This is a genomic window from Amycolatopsis sp. NPDC049159 (assembly GCF_040648295.1).
GTDB classification, from domain to species: domain Bacteria; phylum Actinomycetota; class Actinomycetes; order Mycobacteriales; family Pseudonocardiaceae; genus Amycolatopsis; species Amycolatopsis pretoriensis_A.
Genome location: NZ_JBEZDL010000004.1, coordinates 67584 through 85519, shown reverse-complemented (window position 1 = coordinate 85519; position 17936 = coordinate 67584). Strand labels below are relative to the sequence as shown.

General features: G+C 73.0%; 17 protein-coding genes and 1 pseudogene. 9 read left to right on the top strand and 9 right to left on the bottom strand.

The annotated features are described in order from the left end of the window. Positions 1–52: 52 nt before the first annotated feature. Genes AB0B33_RS09345 through AB0B33_RS09335 form a run of 3 tightly spaced genes read right to left on the bottom strand, consistent with a single transcriptional unit; the run spans position 53 to position 2116 of the window. Positions 53–661 (bottom strand): response regulator transcription factor, encoded by a 609-nt coding sequence (locus tag AB0B33_RS09345; RefSeq protein ID WP_360768816.1) that lies wholly within the window; start codon positions 659–661, stop codon positions 53–55. Then, the gene (locus tag AB0B33_RS09340; RefSeq protein ID WP_360768813.1) at positions 658–1725 is read right to left on the bottom strand and encodes a sensor histidine kinase; all 1068 of its coding nucleotides are present in this window, start codon (positions 1723–1725) and stop codon (positions 658–660) included. Before AB0B33_RS09340 ends, AB0B33_RS09345 begins: the two co-directional genes overlap by 4 nt. Before the next feature lie 10 nt (positions 1726–1735). Next, positions 1736–2116, bottom strand: a complete 381-nt coding sequence (locus tag AB0B33_RS09335; RefSeq protein WP_247023481.1) for a hypothetical protein — start codon at positions 2114–2116, stop codon at positions 1736–1738. A gap of 120 nt (positions 2117–2236) precedes the next feature. Between AB0B33_RS09335 and AB0B33_RS09330 the strand changes: the two genes are divergently transcribed. The 3 genes from AB0B33_RS09330 to AB0B33_RS09320 all read left to right on the top strand — a co-directional run bounded on the left by AB0B33_RS09330 (position 2237) and on the right by AB0B33_RS09320 (position 7043). Then, positions 2237–3268, top strand: coding sequence for a LacI family DNA-binding transcriptional regulator (locus tag AB0B33_RS09330; RefSeq protein ID WP_360768808.1), 1032 nt, complete (start codon positions 2237–2239; stop codon positions 3266–3268). A 22-nt stretch (positions 3269–3290) separates the two neighbouring features. Next, on the top strand, positions 3291–3710 hold the full coding sequence (locus AB0B33_RS09325; RefSeq protein WP_360769487.1) for a DinB family protein: 420 nt from the start codon (positions 3291–3293) through the stop codon (positions 3708–3710). 117 nt (positions 3711–3827) lie between these two features. After that, entirely contained in the window at positions 3828–7043 is a 3216-nt protein-coding gene (locus AB0B33_RS09320) for a TIM-barrel domain-containing protein (RefSeq protein WP_360768805.1), read from the top strand. Positions 7044–7115: 72 nt separating this feature from the next. Here AB0B33_RS09320 and AB0B33_RS09315 read toward each other — a convergent pair whose 3' ends face one another. Both AB0B33_RS09315 and AB0B33_RS09310 read right to left on the bottom strand, forming a co-directional pair. Then, positions 7116–7655, bottom strand: a complete 540-nt coding sequence (locus AB0B33_RS09315; protein WP_360768803.1) for a DUF305 domain-containing protein — start codon at positions 7653–7655, stop codon at positions 7116–7118. Then, the gene (locus tag AB0B33_RS09310; RefSeq protein ID WP_360768800.1) at positions 7652–8584 is read right to left on the bottom strand and encodes a DUF1996 domain-containing protein; all 933 of its coding nucleotides are present in this window, start codon (positions 8582–8584) and stop codon (positions 7652–7654) included. Before AB0B33_RS09310 ends, AB0B33_RS09315 begins: the two co-directional genes overlap by 4 nt. Before the next feature lie 227 nt (positions 8585–8811). Here AB0B33_RS09310 and AB0B33_RS09305 point away from each other — a divergent pair, with 227 nt between their 5' ends. Further along, complete coding sequence (locus AB0B33_RS09305; RefSeq protein WP_360768797.1) at positions 8812–10938, top strand: discoidin domain-containing protein; 2127 nt, start codon at positions 8812–8814, stop codon at positions 10936–10938. A 43-nt stretch (positions 10939–10981) separates the two neighbouring features. On the opposite strand, the gene AB0B33_RS09300 is transcribed toward AB0B33_RS09305, so the two are convergent. Then, positions 10982–11332: a VOC family protein gene (locus tag AB0B33_RS09300; RefSeq protein ID WP_360768794.1), complete on the bottom strand. Its 351-nt coding sequence runs from the start codon at positions 11330–11332 to the stop codon at positions 10982–10984. A 76-nt stretch (positions 11333–11408) separates the two neighbouring features. Here AB0B33_RS09300 and AB0B33_RS09295 point away from each other — a divergent pair, with 76 nt between their 5' ends. The 4 genes from AB0B33_RS09295 to AB0B33_RS09280 all read left to right on the top strand — a co-directional run bounded on the left by AB0B33_RS09295 (position 11409) and on the right by AB0B33_RS09280 (position 14834). Beyond that, positions 11409–12239: an AraC family transcriptional regulator gene (locus AB0B33_RS09295; RefSeq protein ID WP_360768791.1), complete on the top strand. Its 831-nt coding sequence runs from the start codon at positions 11409–11411 to the stop codon at positions 12237–12239. Between the two features lie 461 nt (positions 12240–12700). Further along, on the top strand, positions 12701–13135 hold the full coding sequence (locus tag AB0B33_RS09290; RefSeq protein WP_247023469.1) for a helix-turn-helix domain-containing protein: 435 nt from the start codon (positions 12701–12703) through the stop codon (positions 13133–13135). A gap of 31 nt (positions 13136–13166) precedes the next feature. Further along, a complete protein-coding gene (locus AB0B33_RS09285; RefSeq protein WP_360768789.1) occupies positions 13167–13745 on the top strand; it encodes a hypothetical protein in 579 nt (192 codons plus the stop codon). 9 nt (positions 13746–13754) lie between these two features. Further along, positions 13755–14834, top strand: coding sequence for a hypothetical protein (locus AB0B33_RS09280; RefSeq protein ID WP_360768786.1), 1080 nt, complete (start codon positions 13755–13757; stop codon positions 14832–14834). A 4-nt stretch (positions 14835–14838) separates the two neighbouring features. Here the strand turns inward: AB0B33_RS09280 and AB0B33_RS09275 are convergent, their stop codons facing one another. Then, positions 14839–15351 (bottom strand): 2'-5' RNA ligase family protein, encoded by a 513-nt coding sequence (locus AB0B33_RS09275; RefSeq protein WP_247023466.1) that lies wholly within the window; start codon positions 15349–15351, stop codon positions 14839–14841. A 16-nt stretch (positions 15352–15367) separates the two neighbouring features. Next, positions 15368–15787: a hypothetical protein gene (locus AB0B33_RS09270; RefSeq protein ID WP_247023465.1), complete on the bottom strand. Its 420-nt coding sequence runs from the start codon at positions 15785–15787 to the stop codon at positions 15368–15370. A 154-nt stretch (positions 15788–15941) separates the two neighbouring features. Here AB0B33_RS09270 and dinB point away from each other — a divergent pair, with 154 nt between their 5' ends. Next, the gene (gene dinB, locus AB0B33_RS09265) at positions 15942–17132 is read left to right on the top strand and encodes a DNA polymerase IV (protein WP_247023464.1); all 1191 of its coding nucleotides are present in this window, start codon (positions 15942–15944) and stop codon (positions 17130–17132) included. Positions 17133–17420: 288 nt separating this feature from the next. On the opposite strand, the pseudogene AB0B33_RS09260 reads toward dinB, so the two are convergent. Continuing rightward, positions 17421–17879, bottom strand: a pseudogene (locus AB0B33_RS09260) (class I SAM-dependent methyltransferase); the annotation flags it as partial. Positions 17880–17936 lie beyond the last annotated feature (57 nt).

The window sequence follows — 17936 nt, the reverse complement described above, 5'->3', positions numbered from 1 at the left end:
TCGCGCGTCCAAGGTCCGTCGCCCGGCCGGCGGGCAACCTCAGCGCGCGGCCCTAGAGCCAGCCCCGCTCGTCGGCGATCCGGACCGCTTCCACGCGGTTGCGGCCGCCGGTCTTCGCGATCGCCGCGGAGACGTAGTTGCGGACCGTGCCTTCGGACAGGTAGAGCCGGGACGCGATCTCGGCGATCGTCGCGCCGGTCCGCACGGTGATGAGGACGTCGCGTTCGCGGGCGGTCAGCGGGGATTCGCCCGCCGCCAGGGTGGCGACCGCGAGCGCGGGGTCCACCACCCGTTCGCCGGCCCGGACGCGGCGGATCGCGTCGGCGAGGACGTCGGCGGGCGCGTCCTTGACCACGAACCCGGCGGCGCCCGCCTCGATCGCGCGGCGCAGGTAGCCGGCGCGGCCGAACGTCGTGAGCATGACGACCCGGCAGCCCGGCACCTGCGCGGCGAGCACCGCCGCGGCGGCGAGGCCGTCCAGGCCCGGCATCTCGATGTCGAGCAGCGCGACGTCGGGCCGGTGTTCGCGGGCCGCGGCGACGACCTCGTCCCCGCGGCCGACCGACGCGACGACCTCGAAGTCGTCCTCGAGCGCGAGCAGCGCGCACAGCGCCTGGCGGACCAGTTCCTGGTCGTCGGCGAGCAGCAGGCGGATCGTCACACCGTCACCCGCAACCGCCAGCCGCGCGGGTCCACCGGCCCGGCCGAGAGGGAACCGCCGGCCGCGTCGACGCGCTCGCGCAGCCCCTCGAGCCCGGACCCGCCCTGGGCCGGACCGCCCACGCCGTCGTCGAGAACCTCCACAGTGGACGCCGAGAGCGTCACCGCGCACCGGCTCGCGCGCGCGTGCCGGGCCACGTTCGTCAGCCCCTCCCGCACCACCCAGCCGAAGAGTTCCTGGTGGGCGGGGGACACGACGTCGGTGGCCGTGGGCAGGTCGGCGGTGACCCCGCAGGCGCGCAGCAGTTCGCGGCCCCGGGCGAGCTCGCCGGCGAGCGAGACCTCGCGGTAGCCCGACACCGCCGCGCGGACTTCGGTCAGGGCCTGGCGGGCCAGCGTTTCCACGGCGGTCATCTCCTCACCCGCGCGAACGGCGTCGGCGTCGACGAGCCGTCGCGCCAGGGTGCTCTTCACCGTGATCGCGGTGAGCGAGTGGCCGAGCAGGTCGTGCAGGTCGCGGGCGATCCGGGTGCGTTCGGCTTCGGACGCCAGCCGCGCGACCTCGGCGCGGGCCGCGACCAGCGCGGTGTTGGCCCGGATCGCTTCGGCGAACGCGCCGACCATCAGCACGGTGAACACGAGCGCCACCGCCTGCGCCCAGCCCGGCCCGTCCGGCCACGGCACGGCGACGGCGGCGAGCGCGGCCGCGGCCACCAGGACGACCGCGACCCGCCGGGGGAGCCGCGGCGCGGCCAGGGAAAGGACGACGGCGGCGAGGAAGAACGCGTCGGCGTTGGCGAAGGGGAGCGCGGCGCCGAACAGCGCGGCACAAGTGCTCGTGAGCACCCAGAACGGCCGGGCGGCCCGGCGCGCCGCGGCGGCCGCGGCGAGCAGGTACGCGACGGCGAACGCGGTCACGACCACGCAGCCCGCGACCGCCGCGGTGCCCGTCGAGTGCTGCAGCACGCCCGCGAGCGTGACCGCCGGGTAGACGAGCATCCCGGCGTCGAGCAGCCGCAGCCGCCAGCCGCGCACCCAGCGCTGCACGTCGCTCGCCCCGTCCACCACCGGAACGCTACCGGGCCCGACGGCGGTTGATCAGCACGGTGACGCCGAGCAGCAGCAGTCCGCAGACGCCCTGTTCGACGCGCAGCCACAGCGGGAACAGCCCGGGCAGCGCGACGATGACGACGATCGCCACCAGCATCACCGCCGAGACGATCCGCAGCCGCAGGAGCCCCTTCTCCGATCCGCGGGCGGCGCTGCGGGCGAAGGCGAACGTCAGCAGCGAACTGGCGACGACGAGGGTGGCGCGCACCCAGACGGCGTCGGTCACCATCGCCGGGTGGTCGCGGAACAGGACGATCACGGCGAGCGTGAGCACGGAGAGCGCCGCGTAGGCGCCGGTGAGCAGCAGCACGGGCCGGAAACCGGCGGTGCGGGTCGTGGTGGTCATGCCGGAAATGCTCCGGCGCGGGCGCTCGCGGGGGCAGTGCCGTCGCACACCGGGCCGTCATGACATTTGTCAGCGGCGCGGCACTGGGAGAGCGCTCTCACAGCGTGCTACAAAGGACGGGTGACGACGCAGCCGCCCACCTTGGAGGACGTCGCGCGGGTCGCCGGCGTCTCGCGGGCCACGGTGTCGCGCGTGGTCAACAGCGTCCGCAACGTCGACCCCAAGCTGCGGGAGACGGTCGAACGCGCGATCGCCGACACCGGCTACGTCCCGAACCGGGCCGCGCGGTCACTGGTCACCCGGCGCACCGGCGGGATCGCGCTGGTGGTGTCGGAGCCGGAGCGGCACGTCGAGGCGTTCACCGGCGGGGTCTTCGGCGACCCGTTCTTCGGCCGCGTCGTCGAGGGCGTCGTCTCCCACCTGCGCCCGCACGGCCTGCACCCGCTGCTGATGCTCGTCGACAGCGACACCGACCGCGCGAAGCTGGTCCCGAAGCTGCGCCAGGAGCAGGTCAGCGGCGTGCTGCTGATCTCCCTGCATCCGGCGGAAGACCCGTTGCCGCGCACGCTGACCGACGCGGGCGTGCCGACGGCGCTGTTCGCGCGGCCCGCCCGCCCGGCGCCGGTGTGCTACGTCGACGTCGCCCACCAGGACGGCGCCCGGCTCGCGGCCGAGCGGCTCGTCTCGCGCGGCTGCCGTCGCGTCGCGACGATCGCGGGCCCGGCGGGCACCCCGGCGGGCCAGGACCGGCTGGCCGGCTTCCGCGACGCGATGGCCCGCCACGGCCACGCGTACGTGGCGGTCGCCGAGGGCGACTTCACCGAGCACGGCGGCGAACGGGCGATGGAACGCCTGCTGGCCGAGGAACCCGCGCTGGACGGGCTCTTCGTGGCCAACGACCTGATGGCGTACGGCGCGCTGACGGTGCTGCGCGAAGCCGGCCGGCGCGTCCCGGACGACGTGGCGGTGGTCGGTTTCGACGACAGCCGCGTCGCGCTGAGCTGCCGCCCCCGCCTCACGACGGTCCGCCAGCCGGTCGAGGAGATGGGCGCGGCGATGGCCCGGATGGTCCTCGACCGCATGGCCGACCCGGACCTGCGCGCCGAATCGGTGATCTTCGACCCGGAACTCGTGGTCCGCGACTCGGGCTGAGCACTACACCGCGACGGCGTTCCTGACCTTCGCCCGCGAGTCCGTCCTGAAGAAGACCGACGGGCTGACCGACGAGCAGCTGCGCGAGGTCCTCGTCGGGTCCGGCACCACGCTGCTCGGGCTCGTCCACCACCTCACGTTCGCCGAGCGGGTCTGGTTCGGGCACCACGTCGCCGGCGGCGAAAACCCCGGCGACGTGGACATGACCGTCCCTGAAGGCCGGTCGACGGCGGACGTGCTGGCCGGCTACCGGGCGGCGATCGAAGCGAGCGACGCGGCGATCCGGGCGGCCGGCGACCCGGCGGTGCCGGTGGCGGTCCCCGTCCTGGGCACCGCGCACACCCTCCGGTGGGTGCTCGCGCACATGACGTCCGAGACCGCCCGGCACGCGAGGCACGCCGACATCCTGCGCGAGCAGCTCGACGGCGTCACCGGCCGCTGATCTGTCCGGACAGTTCCGGTCAGTGGTCTGGACATCACCCCTCTCGCTGTGATCGGATCTGAACGCTTTTCCAACGTTGTAAAACGCCGAGTCCCCTTACCGGAACGGAGTTCCGCCGTGCGGACGAGAACAGCGAGAGCCCTCCGGCTGACGTGCGTGGTCGCCGTCGCCGCGGCTACGGTGACCGTCGCGACCCCCGCCACCGCCGCGCCCCAGCGCCAGACCGTCACCGCCGGGAACGCGCGCTTCCAGGTGCTGTCCCCGACGGTGATCCGGACGGAGTACGCCGGCGACGGCCGCTTCACCGACGCCGCCACCTTCAACGCCGTCGGCCGCGGCTCGTTCACGCCGACGCCCTACACCTCCACGGTTTCCGGCGGCGTGCTCACGATCCGGACGAGCGCGACGACCCTGACCTACCGGCTGGACTCCGGCCCGTTCGACGGCGGCAACCTCGAAGTGCGCACCACCGCCGGCGCGACCCCGGTGCTCGCCGCGCCCTGGCGCCACCTGACCTGCCGGACCGGCGCGCTGTGCGAGGCCGAAGACCTGACCGCCGACGGGCTCGGCATCGCCACCGACCACCGCGGCTACACCGGCGAAGGCTTCCTCGCGGGCTTCGAAAGCGCCGGCACCTCGGCCACCGCGGACGTCGAAGCCACGGCCGCCGGCACGTACTCGCTGGCCGTCCGCTTCGCCAACGGCCAGGGCGGGGACGGCCAGCACGTCACCCGCACCCTGAGCGTCTCGGTCGACGCGGGTGCGCCGCAGAAGCTCACCCTGCCGGCGACCACCGACTGGGACACCTGGGCGGTCGCGTCCGTCCCGGTCACCCTCGGCGCCGGCCACCACAGCGTCCGCCTGCAGCGGACCGCGGCGGACTCCGGCAACGTCAACGTCGACGCCCTCGCGGCGCTCCCCGCCGGTGCGGCCTTCCCGCCCGCGTCGGCCCGCGCCTACACCGGCTGCCCGGCCGGCGTGAGCTGCGAGGCGGAAGCCGGGCTGCGGACCGGCTCGGCCGTCGTCGCGACCGATCACCCGGGCTACGCCGGGCGCGGCTTCGTCGCCGAGCTCAACCGGGGTTCGGCGCTGACGCAGCGGATCACCGACGTCGCCACCGCCGGCACGTACCAGCTGAGCGTCCGGTACGCCAACGGCACCGGCGGCGACGGGCGCCACGAGACGCGGACCGCGACGGTCGCCGCGAACGGCGTGACGCGCACGCTGTCCCTGCCGGTGACCGACGACTGGAACGCGTGGAAGACCGCGTCCGTCCCGGTCGACCTGCGGGCCGGCGCGAACGACGTCGTCCTCGGCTGCCCCGACGACACCAGCTGCCACGTCAACGTCGACACCGTCGCGGTCACGGCGACGGGCGCGGCGGCCCCGCAGCCGCACCTCGCGCTCGGCGGGTACCGGCGCGGCCTCGACGGCGTCAACGGCGACAACGGCACCCCGTCGCTCACCGAGGGGCTCCTGCACCAGGACGGCTGGTACCTGCTCGACGACAGCCCCTCGGCGCTGTACGACACCGCGACCCGCAAGGTCACGCAGCGGCCGTCGCACGGCGGGAGCCCGTACCAGGACGGCTACGTCTTCGCCTTCGGGCACGACTACAAGGCCGGGCTGCGCGACCTCGCGACCCTGACCGGGCCGCCCGAGCTGCTGCCGCGCTGGGCGTACGGCGTCTGGTACTCGGAGTACATCGACCGCACCGCGGCCGACTACCGCGACACGATCCTGCCGCGCTTCCGCAGCGAGGGCGTGCCGCTCGACGTGCTCGTCACCGACACCGACTTCAAGGCACCCGACACCTGGAACGGCTGGCAGTTCGACACGAACAAGTTCCCGGACCCGGCCGGCTTCTTCGCGTGGTCCAAGGCGCAGGGGCTGCACAACACCCTGAACACCCACCCGAGCATCATGGGCTCGGACCCGCAGTTCGCCCGCGCGCAGGCGACGGCGAAGGGCAAGCTGGTGAAGTCCGGCTGCGGCACCGACTGCTACGTCTTCGACTGGGGCGACCCGGACCAGTTGAAGGCCTACCTCGACCTGCACGCCGGGATGATGCAGCAGGGCAACGACTTCTGGTGGCTGGACTGGTGCTGCGACGGGTCGAAGTCGAGCCTGCCCGGCGTCACTCCGGACGCGTGGATCAACCAGCAGTACGCCGACCTGGCCGCCCCGGCGACCGGCCGCGGCTTCGTCACCTCTCGGGCCTACGGTTCGCTGCAGGCCGGCGGCTACGGCGGCCCGATCGGGCTGTCGACGGGACCGTGGGCGGACAAGCGCAGCACGCTCCACTTCACCGGTGACACGTCCTCGACGTGGGGCACGCTGCGGATGGAGGTCGGGATCACCCCGGCCGAGTCGGCGGCGACGGGGATGTCGGCGATCAGCCACGACATCGGCGGCCACAACGACACGACGGGCCTGCGCGGCAGCGAGACCTACACCTCGGGCGGCCAGCAGCACCAGACGGCCAAGCTGCCCGACGACATGTACGCCCGGTGGGTGCAGCTCGGCACGTTCCAGCCGATCGACCGCCTGCACAGCAACCACAGCGACCGGCTCCCGTGGCAGTACGGCGACGCGGCGAAGGCGTCGGCGACGAAGTTCCTGAACCTGCGGGAAAACCTGGTGCCCTACACCTACACACTGGCCCAGGAAGCCGCGACGACGGGCGTGCCCGTGGTGCGCCCGACGTACCTGGAGTACCCGGACGAGCCGGCCGCGTACGCGGCGGCGTCGAGCGAGTACTTCTACGGGCCGGACCTGCTGGTGGCGCCGGTGACCACGCCGGGGACGTCCGCGACGACGTCGGTCTGGTTCCCGCCGGGGCAGTGGACGGACTACTTCAGCGGCAAGACGTACGCGGGCGGCACGACGCAGCAGGTCACGTCGGACCTCGGCACGATGCCGGTGTTCCAGCGCGGCGGCGGCATCACCGCGACCCGGACGGCGGACGTGCCCGACGACGTCCAGAGCCCGCTGAACCGGGTGACGGTGACGGTCGCGCCGGGCGGAGCCGGGTCGTTCTCCCTGTACGAGGACAACGGCACGTCGTCGGCGCAGAGCTCGACGACGAAGATCACCTACGCCGAGCGGGGCGGTTCGCGCTCGGTGACGGTGGCGCCGCCGCAGGGCCGGTACCGCGTGGCGGACCGGGAGTGGACGGTCGAGTTCCTCGGCGTGCCCGCGGCCCCGAGCCGGGTGAAGGTCGGTGGCGGGTGGGCCCCGTCGTCGGCGTGGAGCTGGGACGCGGCCACTCACACGTTGACGGTGAAGGCCCCGGCCCGGCCCGGGCGGGCGCCGGTCACCGTGACGTACTGAGCCTCCGGCGGGCGGTCGGAAATGCCGTGGAGGCCACCTCGAAGGAATCCTTCGAGGTGGCCTCCACGGATTTCAAGCGGTCTTCGGGAGCACCTCGGTCTGGCGGGCGCCTTCGGTGCCCAGCTCGCCGGCCAGTTCGCGGGTCTCCGGCTCGGCCCCGGACGTCTGCTCGCCGCGGGCGAGCACGACGACCTGCGCCGCGTTCGCCCGCAGCAGCGCGATCAGGCGCCGGTCGAACTCGGGGCCGGTGTCGGTGCGCAACGCCGCCAGATCGGCCGGCGTGACCATGCCCGGCATCCGGTGTCCACTGTGGACATCGGCGGCCGGGAGCCCGGCCCGGTCGCGCACCGACTCCAACCGCGTCAGCAGGCGTTGCGAAGGCGCCACCACCGCGTTCGCCGCTTCTCGCACCGCCGCGCTCCCGGCCCGCTCCGGGGCGAGCCGGGCCGCGGCGAGTGCGTTCGACGTCATCGGCACCACGAGCTGCAGCCAGGCCACGTCCGTGGGGTTGAAGGCGGCGGTGGCCGGCCCGGGAGCGGGGGTGGGGCCGGTGGTGGCGCACCCGCCCACGGACAGCGCCACCACCGCCGCCCCCAAGGCCAGCCTTCTCACGGGCGGCCGGGCAACCGGTAGTTCGGCCCGAGCACGGTGCCGCGGTCGGGTTTGTAGAGGTCGAACCCGCGCGGGTCGCACTGCAGGCCGCCGTTGATGCAGTGGGTCACCAGCGCGGCCAGGGTTTGCGGGTCCCAGGCGTTGAAGAAGTCGTAGTGCCACGAGTACCCGCGTCCGCTGGCCAGGTGCACCCCCGACATGTCGCCGCTGACCGGGAACGCCATCTTGAACTCGAGCATCGGCACCGCCACCGGGTGGTCGGCGGGGCACGTCAGCGTCGCCCGGTCCGGGTACGCCATGTGCCCCTTGTGGTCGGCCGAATCCAGGTGGACGCCGTCCCAGCAGCTCGGTGCCTGGTAGCGGATGTTGAGCTGGCTGCCGGCGACGCAGGTCACCGGGATGTCCCAGTTGTGGAAGCTGTCCCCGCACTCCCAGCCTTCGATCGCGCCGGGGGCGTGCTGGAACTCGTCCTGCGTCGCGGTGACGCTGCCGGCGACGTACCGCAGCCCGGGCGGGAACGGCACCACCTTCGTGTAGTCGAGGATGCCCGACTTGTAGTAGACGACCTGCGCGAAGTTCGGCAGCACCACCTGGTTCCCGTTGAGCACGGTCGGGAACCAGTACGCGGACAGGTCGTCCGGGGCCAGGCAGGTCGTGTTGCCGACGCCCGCGGCCTGCAGCGACTGCAGGGTCGTGGCCGCGTTCGTCGTCTTGTTGCCGATGAACGTGTGGTCGTGCGAGGCGCCGGGCAGCCCGGGGAAGACGATCGGGTCGTCCGGCTGGTGGTGGCTGGGGGAGCAGTTGACCTGGAACTCGTGGTGGGTCACCAGGTCGTCGGCTCCGGCGGGCGACCAGGTGGCCGCGGTCAGGAAGGCGCCTGCCAGCACGGTGGCGGCGGTGCAGGCGAGGAGCGCGGCTTTCGTTGCCAAGGGTCCTCCACGGTGAGGTGCCAAGGATGGGAGAGCGCTCTCCAAGAGCATGCGCACCGGGGTGCCGCCGTGTCAAGGAGCACCCGGATACCGCGGCGGGAAGGCATTGTCCGGTTCGGGACGAGATCCTTGACAACGCGGGGCGCGGTGACGAACCATCGGTCGCGCTGGAGAGCGCTCTCCAACCTCCGTCCCTCGTCCCTCGCTGTAGTCGTACGGGAGTCATCGTGGACCGACCGTCGCTCCTCCGTGCCGTCCCGGCGCTGGTGGCCCTGCTGGTGCTGGGGTTGCTCGCTGGCCCGTCCCCGGCGCACGCCGCCACCGTTCTTTCCCAAGGCAGACCGGTGACCGCGTCCAGCGCCGAAGGCGCGGGCACCCCGGCGTCGGCGGCCGTCGACGGCGACCCCGGCACGCGCTGGGCGAGCGCCTGGAGCGACCCGCAGTGGCTGCAGGTCGACCTCGGCGCGCCCGCCGACATCAGCCAGGTCACCCTGAACTGGGAGGCCGCCTACGCGACTGCATACGAAATCCGCATTTCCGACAACGCCGTGAATTGGCAGACTGTATACAGTACGACCACGGCGGTCGGTGGTATCCAAAATCTCGCGGTCACCGGGCACGGCCGGTACGTCCGCCTCTACGGCACGCACCGCGTCGGCGGCTACGGCTATTCGCTGTGGGAGTTCCAGGTCAGCGGCACCCCGGGAGCGCAGAGCGGTCCCGGCGTCACACGGGTGACCGGCGCGCAGGGGAACTGGCAGCTGACGGTCGACGGTATCCCGTGGACCGTGAAGGGGCTGACCTGGGGACCGCCGGTCGGCGAAGCGGCGACGCGGATGCCGGAACTGCACGCGATCGGCGTCAACACCGTCCGGACCTGGGGCACCGACGGCACTTCGCAGCCGTTGCTCGACGCCGCCGCGGCCAACGGCATCAAGGTGGTCAGCGGCTTCTGGCTGCAACCGGGCGGCGGCCCGGGCAGCGGCGGGTGCGTCGACTACACCACCGACGCGAACTACAAGAACACGATGCTCGCCGAAATCCAGAAGTGGGTCACCGCCTACAAAGCACACCCGGGCGTGCTGATGTGGAACGTCGGCAACGAGTCGATCCTCGGGATGCAGAACTGCTACTCCGGCACGCTGCTGGAGCAGAACCGGATCGCCTACACGCGGTTCGTCGACCAGGCGGCGCAGGCCATCCACGCGATCGACGCGAACCACCCGGTCACCTCGACCGACGCCTGGACCGGTGCCTGGCCGTACTACAAGGCGTACGCGCCGGACCTCGACCTGTACTCCGTCAACTCCTACGCCCAGGTGTGCCAGGTCAAGCAGGACTGGCTGGCCGGCGGCTACACGAAGCCCTACATCATCACCGAGACCGGGCCGGCCGGCGAGTGGGAGGTGCCGAACGACGCCAACGGCGTCCCCGCCGAGCCGACGGACCAGCAGAAGCGCGACGGTTACGTCAACGCCTGGAACTGCGTGCTGGCCCACCCGGGCGTGGCGCTCGGCGCGACGCTCTTCCACTACGGCACCGAAGGCGACTTCGGCGGCGTCTGGTTCAACATCACCACCGGCAACGAGAAGCGGCTGTCCTGGTACGCCGTGCGGAGGCTCTACAGTGGACAGACGTCGGGCAACACGCCGCCGGTGATCTCGTCGATGAACCTGAGCCGCACCACCGACGTCCCCGCGGGCGGCACGTTCACCCTGACCGCCGCCGTGTCCGATCCGGACGGTGACCCGATCGCCTACACCATGGGGTACAACAGCAAGTACATCAACAACGCGGCGGGGCTGATCCCGGCGCAGTTCACCGGGAACGGGACGTTCACCGTCACCGCGCCGCAGCAGCTGGGCGTCTGGAAGATCTACCTCTACGCCCGGGACGGCCACGGCAACGTCGGCATCGAGACGCGTTCGCTGCGCGTGGTCGCGCCGCCGGTGCCGGGTACGAACCTGGCCCGCGGCGCCGCGACGACGGCCTCGACGTACCAGGCCGACGGCCCGGGCGCGCCGTACCCGCCGCAGGCCGCGACCGACGGGAACACCGCGACCCGCTGGGCGAGTGCCTGGGCCGACCCGCAGTGGCTGCAGGTCGACCTCGGCCGCAGCCAGGCGTTCGACCACGTGCAGCTGGTCTGGGAGTCGGCGTTCGGGAAGGCCTACGAAATCCAGGTCAGCGACGACGCCGCGAACTGGCGCAGCGTGTACGGGACGACGTCCGGGGACGGCGGCGCCGACGACATCGCGGTTTCGGCCACCGCGCGGTACGTCCGGGTGAACGCCACCCAGCGCGGCACCGCGTACGGCTATTCGCTCTACGAGTTCGGCGTCTACCGCTCCTGACCCGGGAGGGGTGGCCCCTCCGGTGTGGGGGCCACCCCTCGCGTCAGGCCGGGATCAGGCAGAAGAGGTGCCCCTCGGGATCGGCGAGCACCACCCAGTCGGTGCCCCCGGGCTGGAAGCCCGGCTTGGTGGCACCGAGTCCTTCGAACTCGGCGACGGCGGCCTCGAGGTCGCCGACGGTGAGGTCGAAGTGCGCGTGCTTGGCGGCGTCCGGCCAGCCGGGACCGCGGTAGCCCTCGACGCGCTGGAAGCCGAGCCCGACCGGGCCGCCGCCGAGCTGGGCGGAGTCCGCGTCCTGGTGCGTCACTTCCCAGCCGAGCGCCTTGGCGTAGAAGGCGGCGAGCGCGGCGGGGTCGGCGCAGTCGAGGACGATGGTGGTGAGTTCCGCGGGCATGGAGTTGCTCCTTTCGTCGTGCGGCAGCCTGCCCGCGGTCCGGGGGTGCGGTCTTGAAGATCCTTGCGGGCCGGGATTGTCGTACCCCCGGCGTACGGTCCGGTTCGTGCGTGAAGCAGTCGAAGTCGTGGCCCGCCCCGGGTACGCGGTGAGCGTGGTGGAGTGCGCCGACGACCACACCGGGTGGTCGCCGGCCGAAGTGTCGTCGGCGCACCGGATCGTGCTCGTCCGCCGCGGCCGCTTCCGCCGCCGCGCCGGGGGAGTGGTGGCGGACGCCGACCGGACGGTGGCCTACCTCGCGGCTCCCGGCGACGAGGAGTGCTTCGCCCACCCGGCGGGCGGCGACACGTGCACCTCGGTGAGTTTCGGTCCCGGGCTGTGGTCCCGCTTGGCGGGCGACCGGCCCGCGCGGCCGGCGGTGTACGTCGACGGCGCGCTGGAGCTGGCCCACCGCCGAGCCGTCGCGTCGGTGGCCGACCCGGACTACGCGCTGGCGGAGGAATTGCTGGCGCTGGTCGGCCGGGCGATCACCCAGGCGGTTGCCTCGACGCCGGCGGGTCCGGTGCGCGCGGACGACCGCGAGCTGGTCGCGCGGGCCCGGGAAGCGATCGGGTCCGACGAGCCGGCGGCCCGCGGGCTGTTCACGCTGGCCGAGGCGCTGGGGGTGTCGCCGTACCGGTTGAGCCGCGCGTTCCCGCGCGAGCTGGGCGTTTCGGTGACGAGGTACCGCAACCGCGTCCGGGTCGGCCGCGCACTCGACCGGCTGGAGGCGGGGGAGCGGGAGCTGGCGGCCCTGGCGGCGGATCTGGGGTTCTCCGACCAGGCCCACCTGACGCGCACGGTCCGCGAGCACGCCGGAACGACGCCGGGGGTGATGCGCCGGCTGCTGGCGAACGGACGGAGGTGAGGAGGTCCCGCGAGACCCGGCGATGCGTGCGTGCTCGCGCGGAAGTACTTGGCGGCGCGAGGTGGTTGCCGATCGACCGCCGGCGCGGAAGTGCACGGCGGCGTGGCGTCGGTGCCGCTCGCGCGGATGGCGACCGGCGCACCAGGAACGGTCCACGCGTGCCGACCCTCGAGCACCCGCGCCCCGCAAGACCCGCGGGTCGATCCAGCGCGCGCAAGGTTGCCGAAGCCGAACCCCCGACACCCGTTCGCAAGGATCGCGCGGCGGGCACGGAGTTAGGCGCGTGGCCACCCCCAGCGGCCACGTGAGTCACCCCGCGGCCGCTGCGCCACCCCGGGTTCCGTGTCATGTTTCCGAAACACCGAACGGGAGTATCGTAGTCTTTCCGGGACGGGCTGTGTCAAGTTTTCGGGACAGCTACGCTGACGGTTGTCACGTTTCTTGGCTGAGGGTGGTGTGTGGTGAGCGAAGGGCGCAGTTTCGCCGAACGGCTGGCGCACTTGATCGCGACCGTGCACCCGCCGGACCGCAAGCCGTACTCCTACCGGGAGATCGCGACCGGCGTTGCCGACCGGACCGGGGTCTCGATGTCCGCGACGCACGTGCAGCAGCTGGCCGTCGGCGCGCGCAAGGACCCCAAGCGCTCGCACATCCAGGCGCTCGCGCAGTTCTTCGGCGTGCCCGTCACCTACTTCTTCGACGACGAGGTCGCGGGCCGGATCGACAGCCAGGTCGAGGACGTCGTGGCGTGGCGGGACACCGAGGCGCGCACCCTGGCGCAGCGGGCGATGCGGCTCTCCCCGCGCGACCGCGAAACCGTCACCGCGCTGCTCGACCAGCTCGGCAGCTACGACGAGACCCGGCGCCGCGAAGGCCGGCGCCGGAAGCCCGAGTGAGCCGCGCCGGTCGGCTACGATGACCTCGTCCGTGATCGCGCCCCGGTGCAGCCGGCTGGCGCCCGGTGAGCGGGGAGGACCCATCGACGAGCGCGGTCTGCCGGACCTCCGTGACCGGGCGCGGGAGCGCGTCCGGGCGGTGCTCGCCGCCGTCCCGCTGCCGCGGCCGTGGTCGATGAACGGCTGGGTGGACCGCCTCGAGGCCTGGCGGGGGCGCGAAATCGACCTCGTCCCGATCGCCTACCGGCCCGGGCAGCCCTCCGGGGCCTGGCAGGCGCGCCCGGACTACGACCTGATCGCCTACACCGAGCACACGTCGGCGCTGCACCAGGACCACATCATCGCCCACGAGCTCGCCCACATGCTCTGCGCGCACACCGGCACCTGCCTGATGGCCGAGTCCGACGCCGCCCAGCTCGCCCCGGACCTCGCGCCCGCGGCGTTGTCGCACCTGCTCACGCGCGTCACGAGCGGCACCGAGGAGTACGAGGCCGAACTGATCGCCGTCCTGCTGATGAGCGCCGCGACCAGTGAGCCGCCCGCCGTTCAGCCGGGAGCGTCCGGCCGGGCGGCCGACCAGGCTAGGCGGCTGGCGGCACTCCTGGGATAGTCGCGTCCCGTGATCGACATTCTGTTCCTCGGGGTCGGGGCCTTCGCGCTCGTCGTCGGCATCTGGCGCGCCGTGCGCGCCCGGCGCACCGGTGCGGGCGCCGGCCTGGCCGTCTCGCTCATCGCGCTGGGCGCCGCGTTCTGCTTCCTCTCGAACCGCGCGCAGCAGTTCGAGAGCGAGCTCTACCCCAGCCTCGGGCGCCTGCTGTCGAACCTCGCGACGATGGTCGCCGCGTACGGGATCGGGCTGACCGTCGCGGAGATCAGCGGCACCCGCGACCGCGGCCGCCGCACCCGGCTGGTCGCGCTCGGCGTCGCGCTGACGTTGCTGGTCGTCACGTTCTTCGGCACGCAGGGGCTGCCCCGCGGGGTAGGCGTGTTCGACGAGCTCTACCGCACGCACCCGACGCTGGTCGTCTACGTCTTCGCCTACACCGTCTACCTGGGGCTCGCGGTCATCGACATCGGGATCGTGGCGGCCGTGACGATCCGCGCGAGCGGCGGGGCACTGCGCGCCGGGCTGGTGTTGCTGCTGCTGGCGTCGGCGTTCGCGCTCGCGTACCTGGCCGGGAAGGTCGTCGGGACGATCCACGCGCTGCAGGCCGAGCACCCGGTGAAAGCGTTGTGCCGCGGGCCCTTCTCGACGGTGCCGTGCGCGCTCGACGTCGGGTTCCCGGCCGTCTCGGTGCTGCTGATCGTGCTGGGCCTGACGATCCCGGCGGTCCCGGGCCTGGCGGCGGCCCGCCGCGACGCCCGGACGCTGCGCCTGCTGCGTCCGCTGCGCGCGCACCTGACGCGGCGCTACCCGGAGATCGTCCGCATCGACCCGGGCGGCCCGTCGCGGCGCGAACGCCTGCTGACGGCGATGAGCGAGACCAACGACGGCCTCATTCTGGCCGGCGCGACCCCGGACCTCCCGCCGCCGGCGGTGGCGCGCCTGGTCCGCGACCTCCCGGACGAACCCCGCGAGACCCCGCCACCCACCGCGGCCGGCGAACCGTTCGCCGCCGACGTGGCCCGGCTCCGCGCGATCGCCCGCGCCTACCGGCAGCTGGCGGGCACCCCGGCCGCCGCGCCGAGCCGCCGCTGAGCGCTCAGCCGCCGAAGCGCGCGGACAGCCGCGGTTCCCAGCCCCGGTCGGTGAGCGCGACGAGCTGCAGTTCCGCCGCCTGATCCGTCAGCGGAAGCAGCGGCCGGACCTCGGCGGCCACCCGCTCGAGGACGTCCGCCTCGCCACCCATCGCCACCGTCACGTGGGCGCCCGGGCGGGGACCGAACCGCCCGCCGTACGGCCGGACTTCGGGCCAGCGCGCGCAGACGGCGTCGGTGACCGGCTGGAGCGCGGGCGCCGGGATCGCGGCGAAACCGGGTGCCGTGACGAACTCCGTGAGCGGCACTTCGGTCGGCGAGAACGTCGCGGCGAGCGCGCGGACCGCGTCGAGGACGGCGTCGCTCACTTCGGCAGCCGGCAAGAACGGGTAGAGCGCCGTCACGTGGGCGGGCAGGCCGGGGCGGACCAGGGCGGGGTCGACGCGGCGGGCCGCTGCCAGCACCGGTTCGGCGGCGGGCAGCAGGATCACCAGTGCGGTGGTTCCGGGTTCGGGCACCCCCGCATCATGGCAGTCAGGCGACGGCGGCCGCCGGGAACCGGCCCGCGCGGGCCAGTGCGAGGCTGCGCATGCACAGCTGGACCAGCTCTTCGTTGGCGCGGCTGCGCGGGACGTGCCCGCAGAGCCCGCAGCGGATGGTCACCTCGCCGGCCAGCTCGTCCACCGCGACCAGCGCCTGGTGGTCGCAGCGGCGGCACCAGCGGTAGCCGATCGCCGGGTTCGTGTGCACCGGCGACGACACGCATTCGTGCAGCCAGCGGCGGTGCGTGCGGCAGGTGACGCGGTCGGTCGGGTCGAGCCCGCCGTCGTCTTCCACGCGGTCTTCGCGCGCCAGAGTCGAAGCCAGCAGCGGCTGCCGCGCGGCGGCGGGCCGGTCTTCGGGGTTGGGCGCGGCCCACGCGTGGTGGTCGCCGCACCGGCACTTCTCGGTCATGGAGCCCCCAGGGTCGGGTCGTTCGATGCTTCGAGTGTGAGCGCGGCCACGGACGCCGGACAACCGGAAAAGCGCTCAGTGTCGACCGGCGGCACGCCACTCGCGACGGACGGGTGAGCGGACTTCGGCGCTCGGTTATGCGAACATATGTTCTATGACCGACGAGGGGCCCATCCTGCACGCCGATCTCGACTCGTTCTACGCGTCGGTCGAGCAGCGCGACGATCCGGCGTTGAAAGGACGCCCGGTGATCGTCGGCGGCGGGGTCGTGCTGGCGGCGAGTTACGAGGCCAAGGCCTACGGCGTCCGCACCGCGATGGGCGGTGCGCAGGCCCGCAGGCTGTGCCCGCAGGCGGTCGTCGTGCCGCCGCGGATGTCGGCGTACCTGGCCGCCAGCCGCGCGGTGTTCGAGGTCTTCCACGACACGACGCCGTGGGTGGAGGGCATCTCGATCGACGAGGCCTTCCTCGACGTCAGCGGCCTGGCCAGGATCGGCGGACGGCCGAGCCACATCGCCGAACGGCTGCGCGTCGCGGTCGCCGAGCGGGCCGGGCTGCCGATCACGGTCGGGGTGGCGCGCACGAAGTTCCTGGCCAAGGTCGCCAGCCGGGTGGCGAAACCGGACGGCCTGCTGGTGGTGCCGCACGACGGCGAGCTGGAGTTCCTGCACCCGCTGCCGGTTTCGGCGCTGTGGGGCGTCGGCAAGGTCACGACGGAGAAGCTGCACGCACGCGGGATCCGGACGGTCGGCGAGCTCGCGACGTCCGAGCAGGTGGACCTCGACGGCTTGCTCGGCCGGGGCCCCGGCCGCCACCTGCACGCCCTGGCCCACAACCGCGACCCCCGCCGCGTCGAGGTGGGCGTCCGCCGCCGCTCGATCGGCGCCCAGCGGTCCCTGGGCCGCGCCAGACGGACCCCGGCCGAGCTCGACGTGGTGCTGGTGGCCCTGATCGACCGCATCGCCCGCCGTCTGAGGGCCGCCCACCGCGTCTGCCGGACGGTGACGATCCGCCTGCGCTTCGCCGACTTCGAGCGGGCCACTCGTTCGCACACGCTGACCGAGCCGACGGCCGGCACCGGCGTGCTGCTCACGGCGGCGCGCGAACTGCTCGTCGCCGCGCTGCCGTTGATCGCCGACCGCGGGATCACGCTGCTGGGCGCCGCGTTGTCCAACCTGGCCGACGACGACCCGTTCCAGCTGACCCTGCCCTTCGAGCGCCAGCGAGCGACGGAGCTGGACACGGCACTGGACGCGGTGCGCGACAGGTTCGGCAAGGCGGCGGTGACGCGCGCGGTCCTGCTCGGCCGGCCCGACGACCTCGAAGTGCCGATGCTGCCCGACTGAGCGGCCCGATCCTCCGCCGCGGCAGCACACCGCTTCCGCGCAACTGTTTCCGGTCGCGTCGCGCAGTTCCGCGGGAACCAGGTGATCCGCCACGATTTCCGATCCCGGTGCGAAACCGCCGGGATCCGTCAATGTGGCGGCAATCGCCTCGCGCCAGGTCCGTGGTGACGCCGAGCCAGCTCGCGGACACGGGGCGAAACAGGTCCAGTCCACTCTGGACGAGCCGTTCGGCGACCCGGCGGCGGCGAGCAGTTCCCGTTCGACCACCTGTGTCGCCGGGTGGTGGACCTCGAACACCCGGAAACGTCCGGAGACGGCCCGATACGCGAACGAATCGTGACCGGCGCCCAAAATCGGATACTGGTCTATACCGGAATGGGAGAGCTGCTCTTCGGCGAACCGTCGGCGGCACACCGCCTCGGCGCGGGCACCCCCGAGGACCGGGTGGGTGCCGTGGAGCCGGTGGTACGCCAAGAGTTCCTCCGCGTGCTCGCCGAGCAGAGGAGCGGCGAAGGAGCTCGCGAAGATGTAGGGTTCGGTGTCGTCGAGCAAATGTGCCGCCCGCGCGACAGCCGCGGTGAAGACGGTGCGGCTCGCATTACCGGGAAACTCGGGGTTGGTCACGCCGTCACGGTACCGATTTGATTTCGAGCCTATCACGAAATTGATTTTCGGCCAAGGCGCAGCCCATTCCGGCGCCGTTGCGGTCACTCTGGACGCGGGCGACCCGCTCGCCCGGGCGGCCATTGTGGACGCTTGACGGGTGTCGCGCGTGCCGGACGTGATTCGACAGGTTAGGGTCTG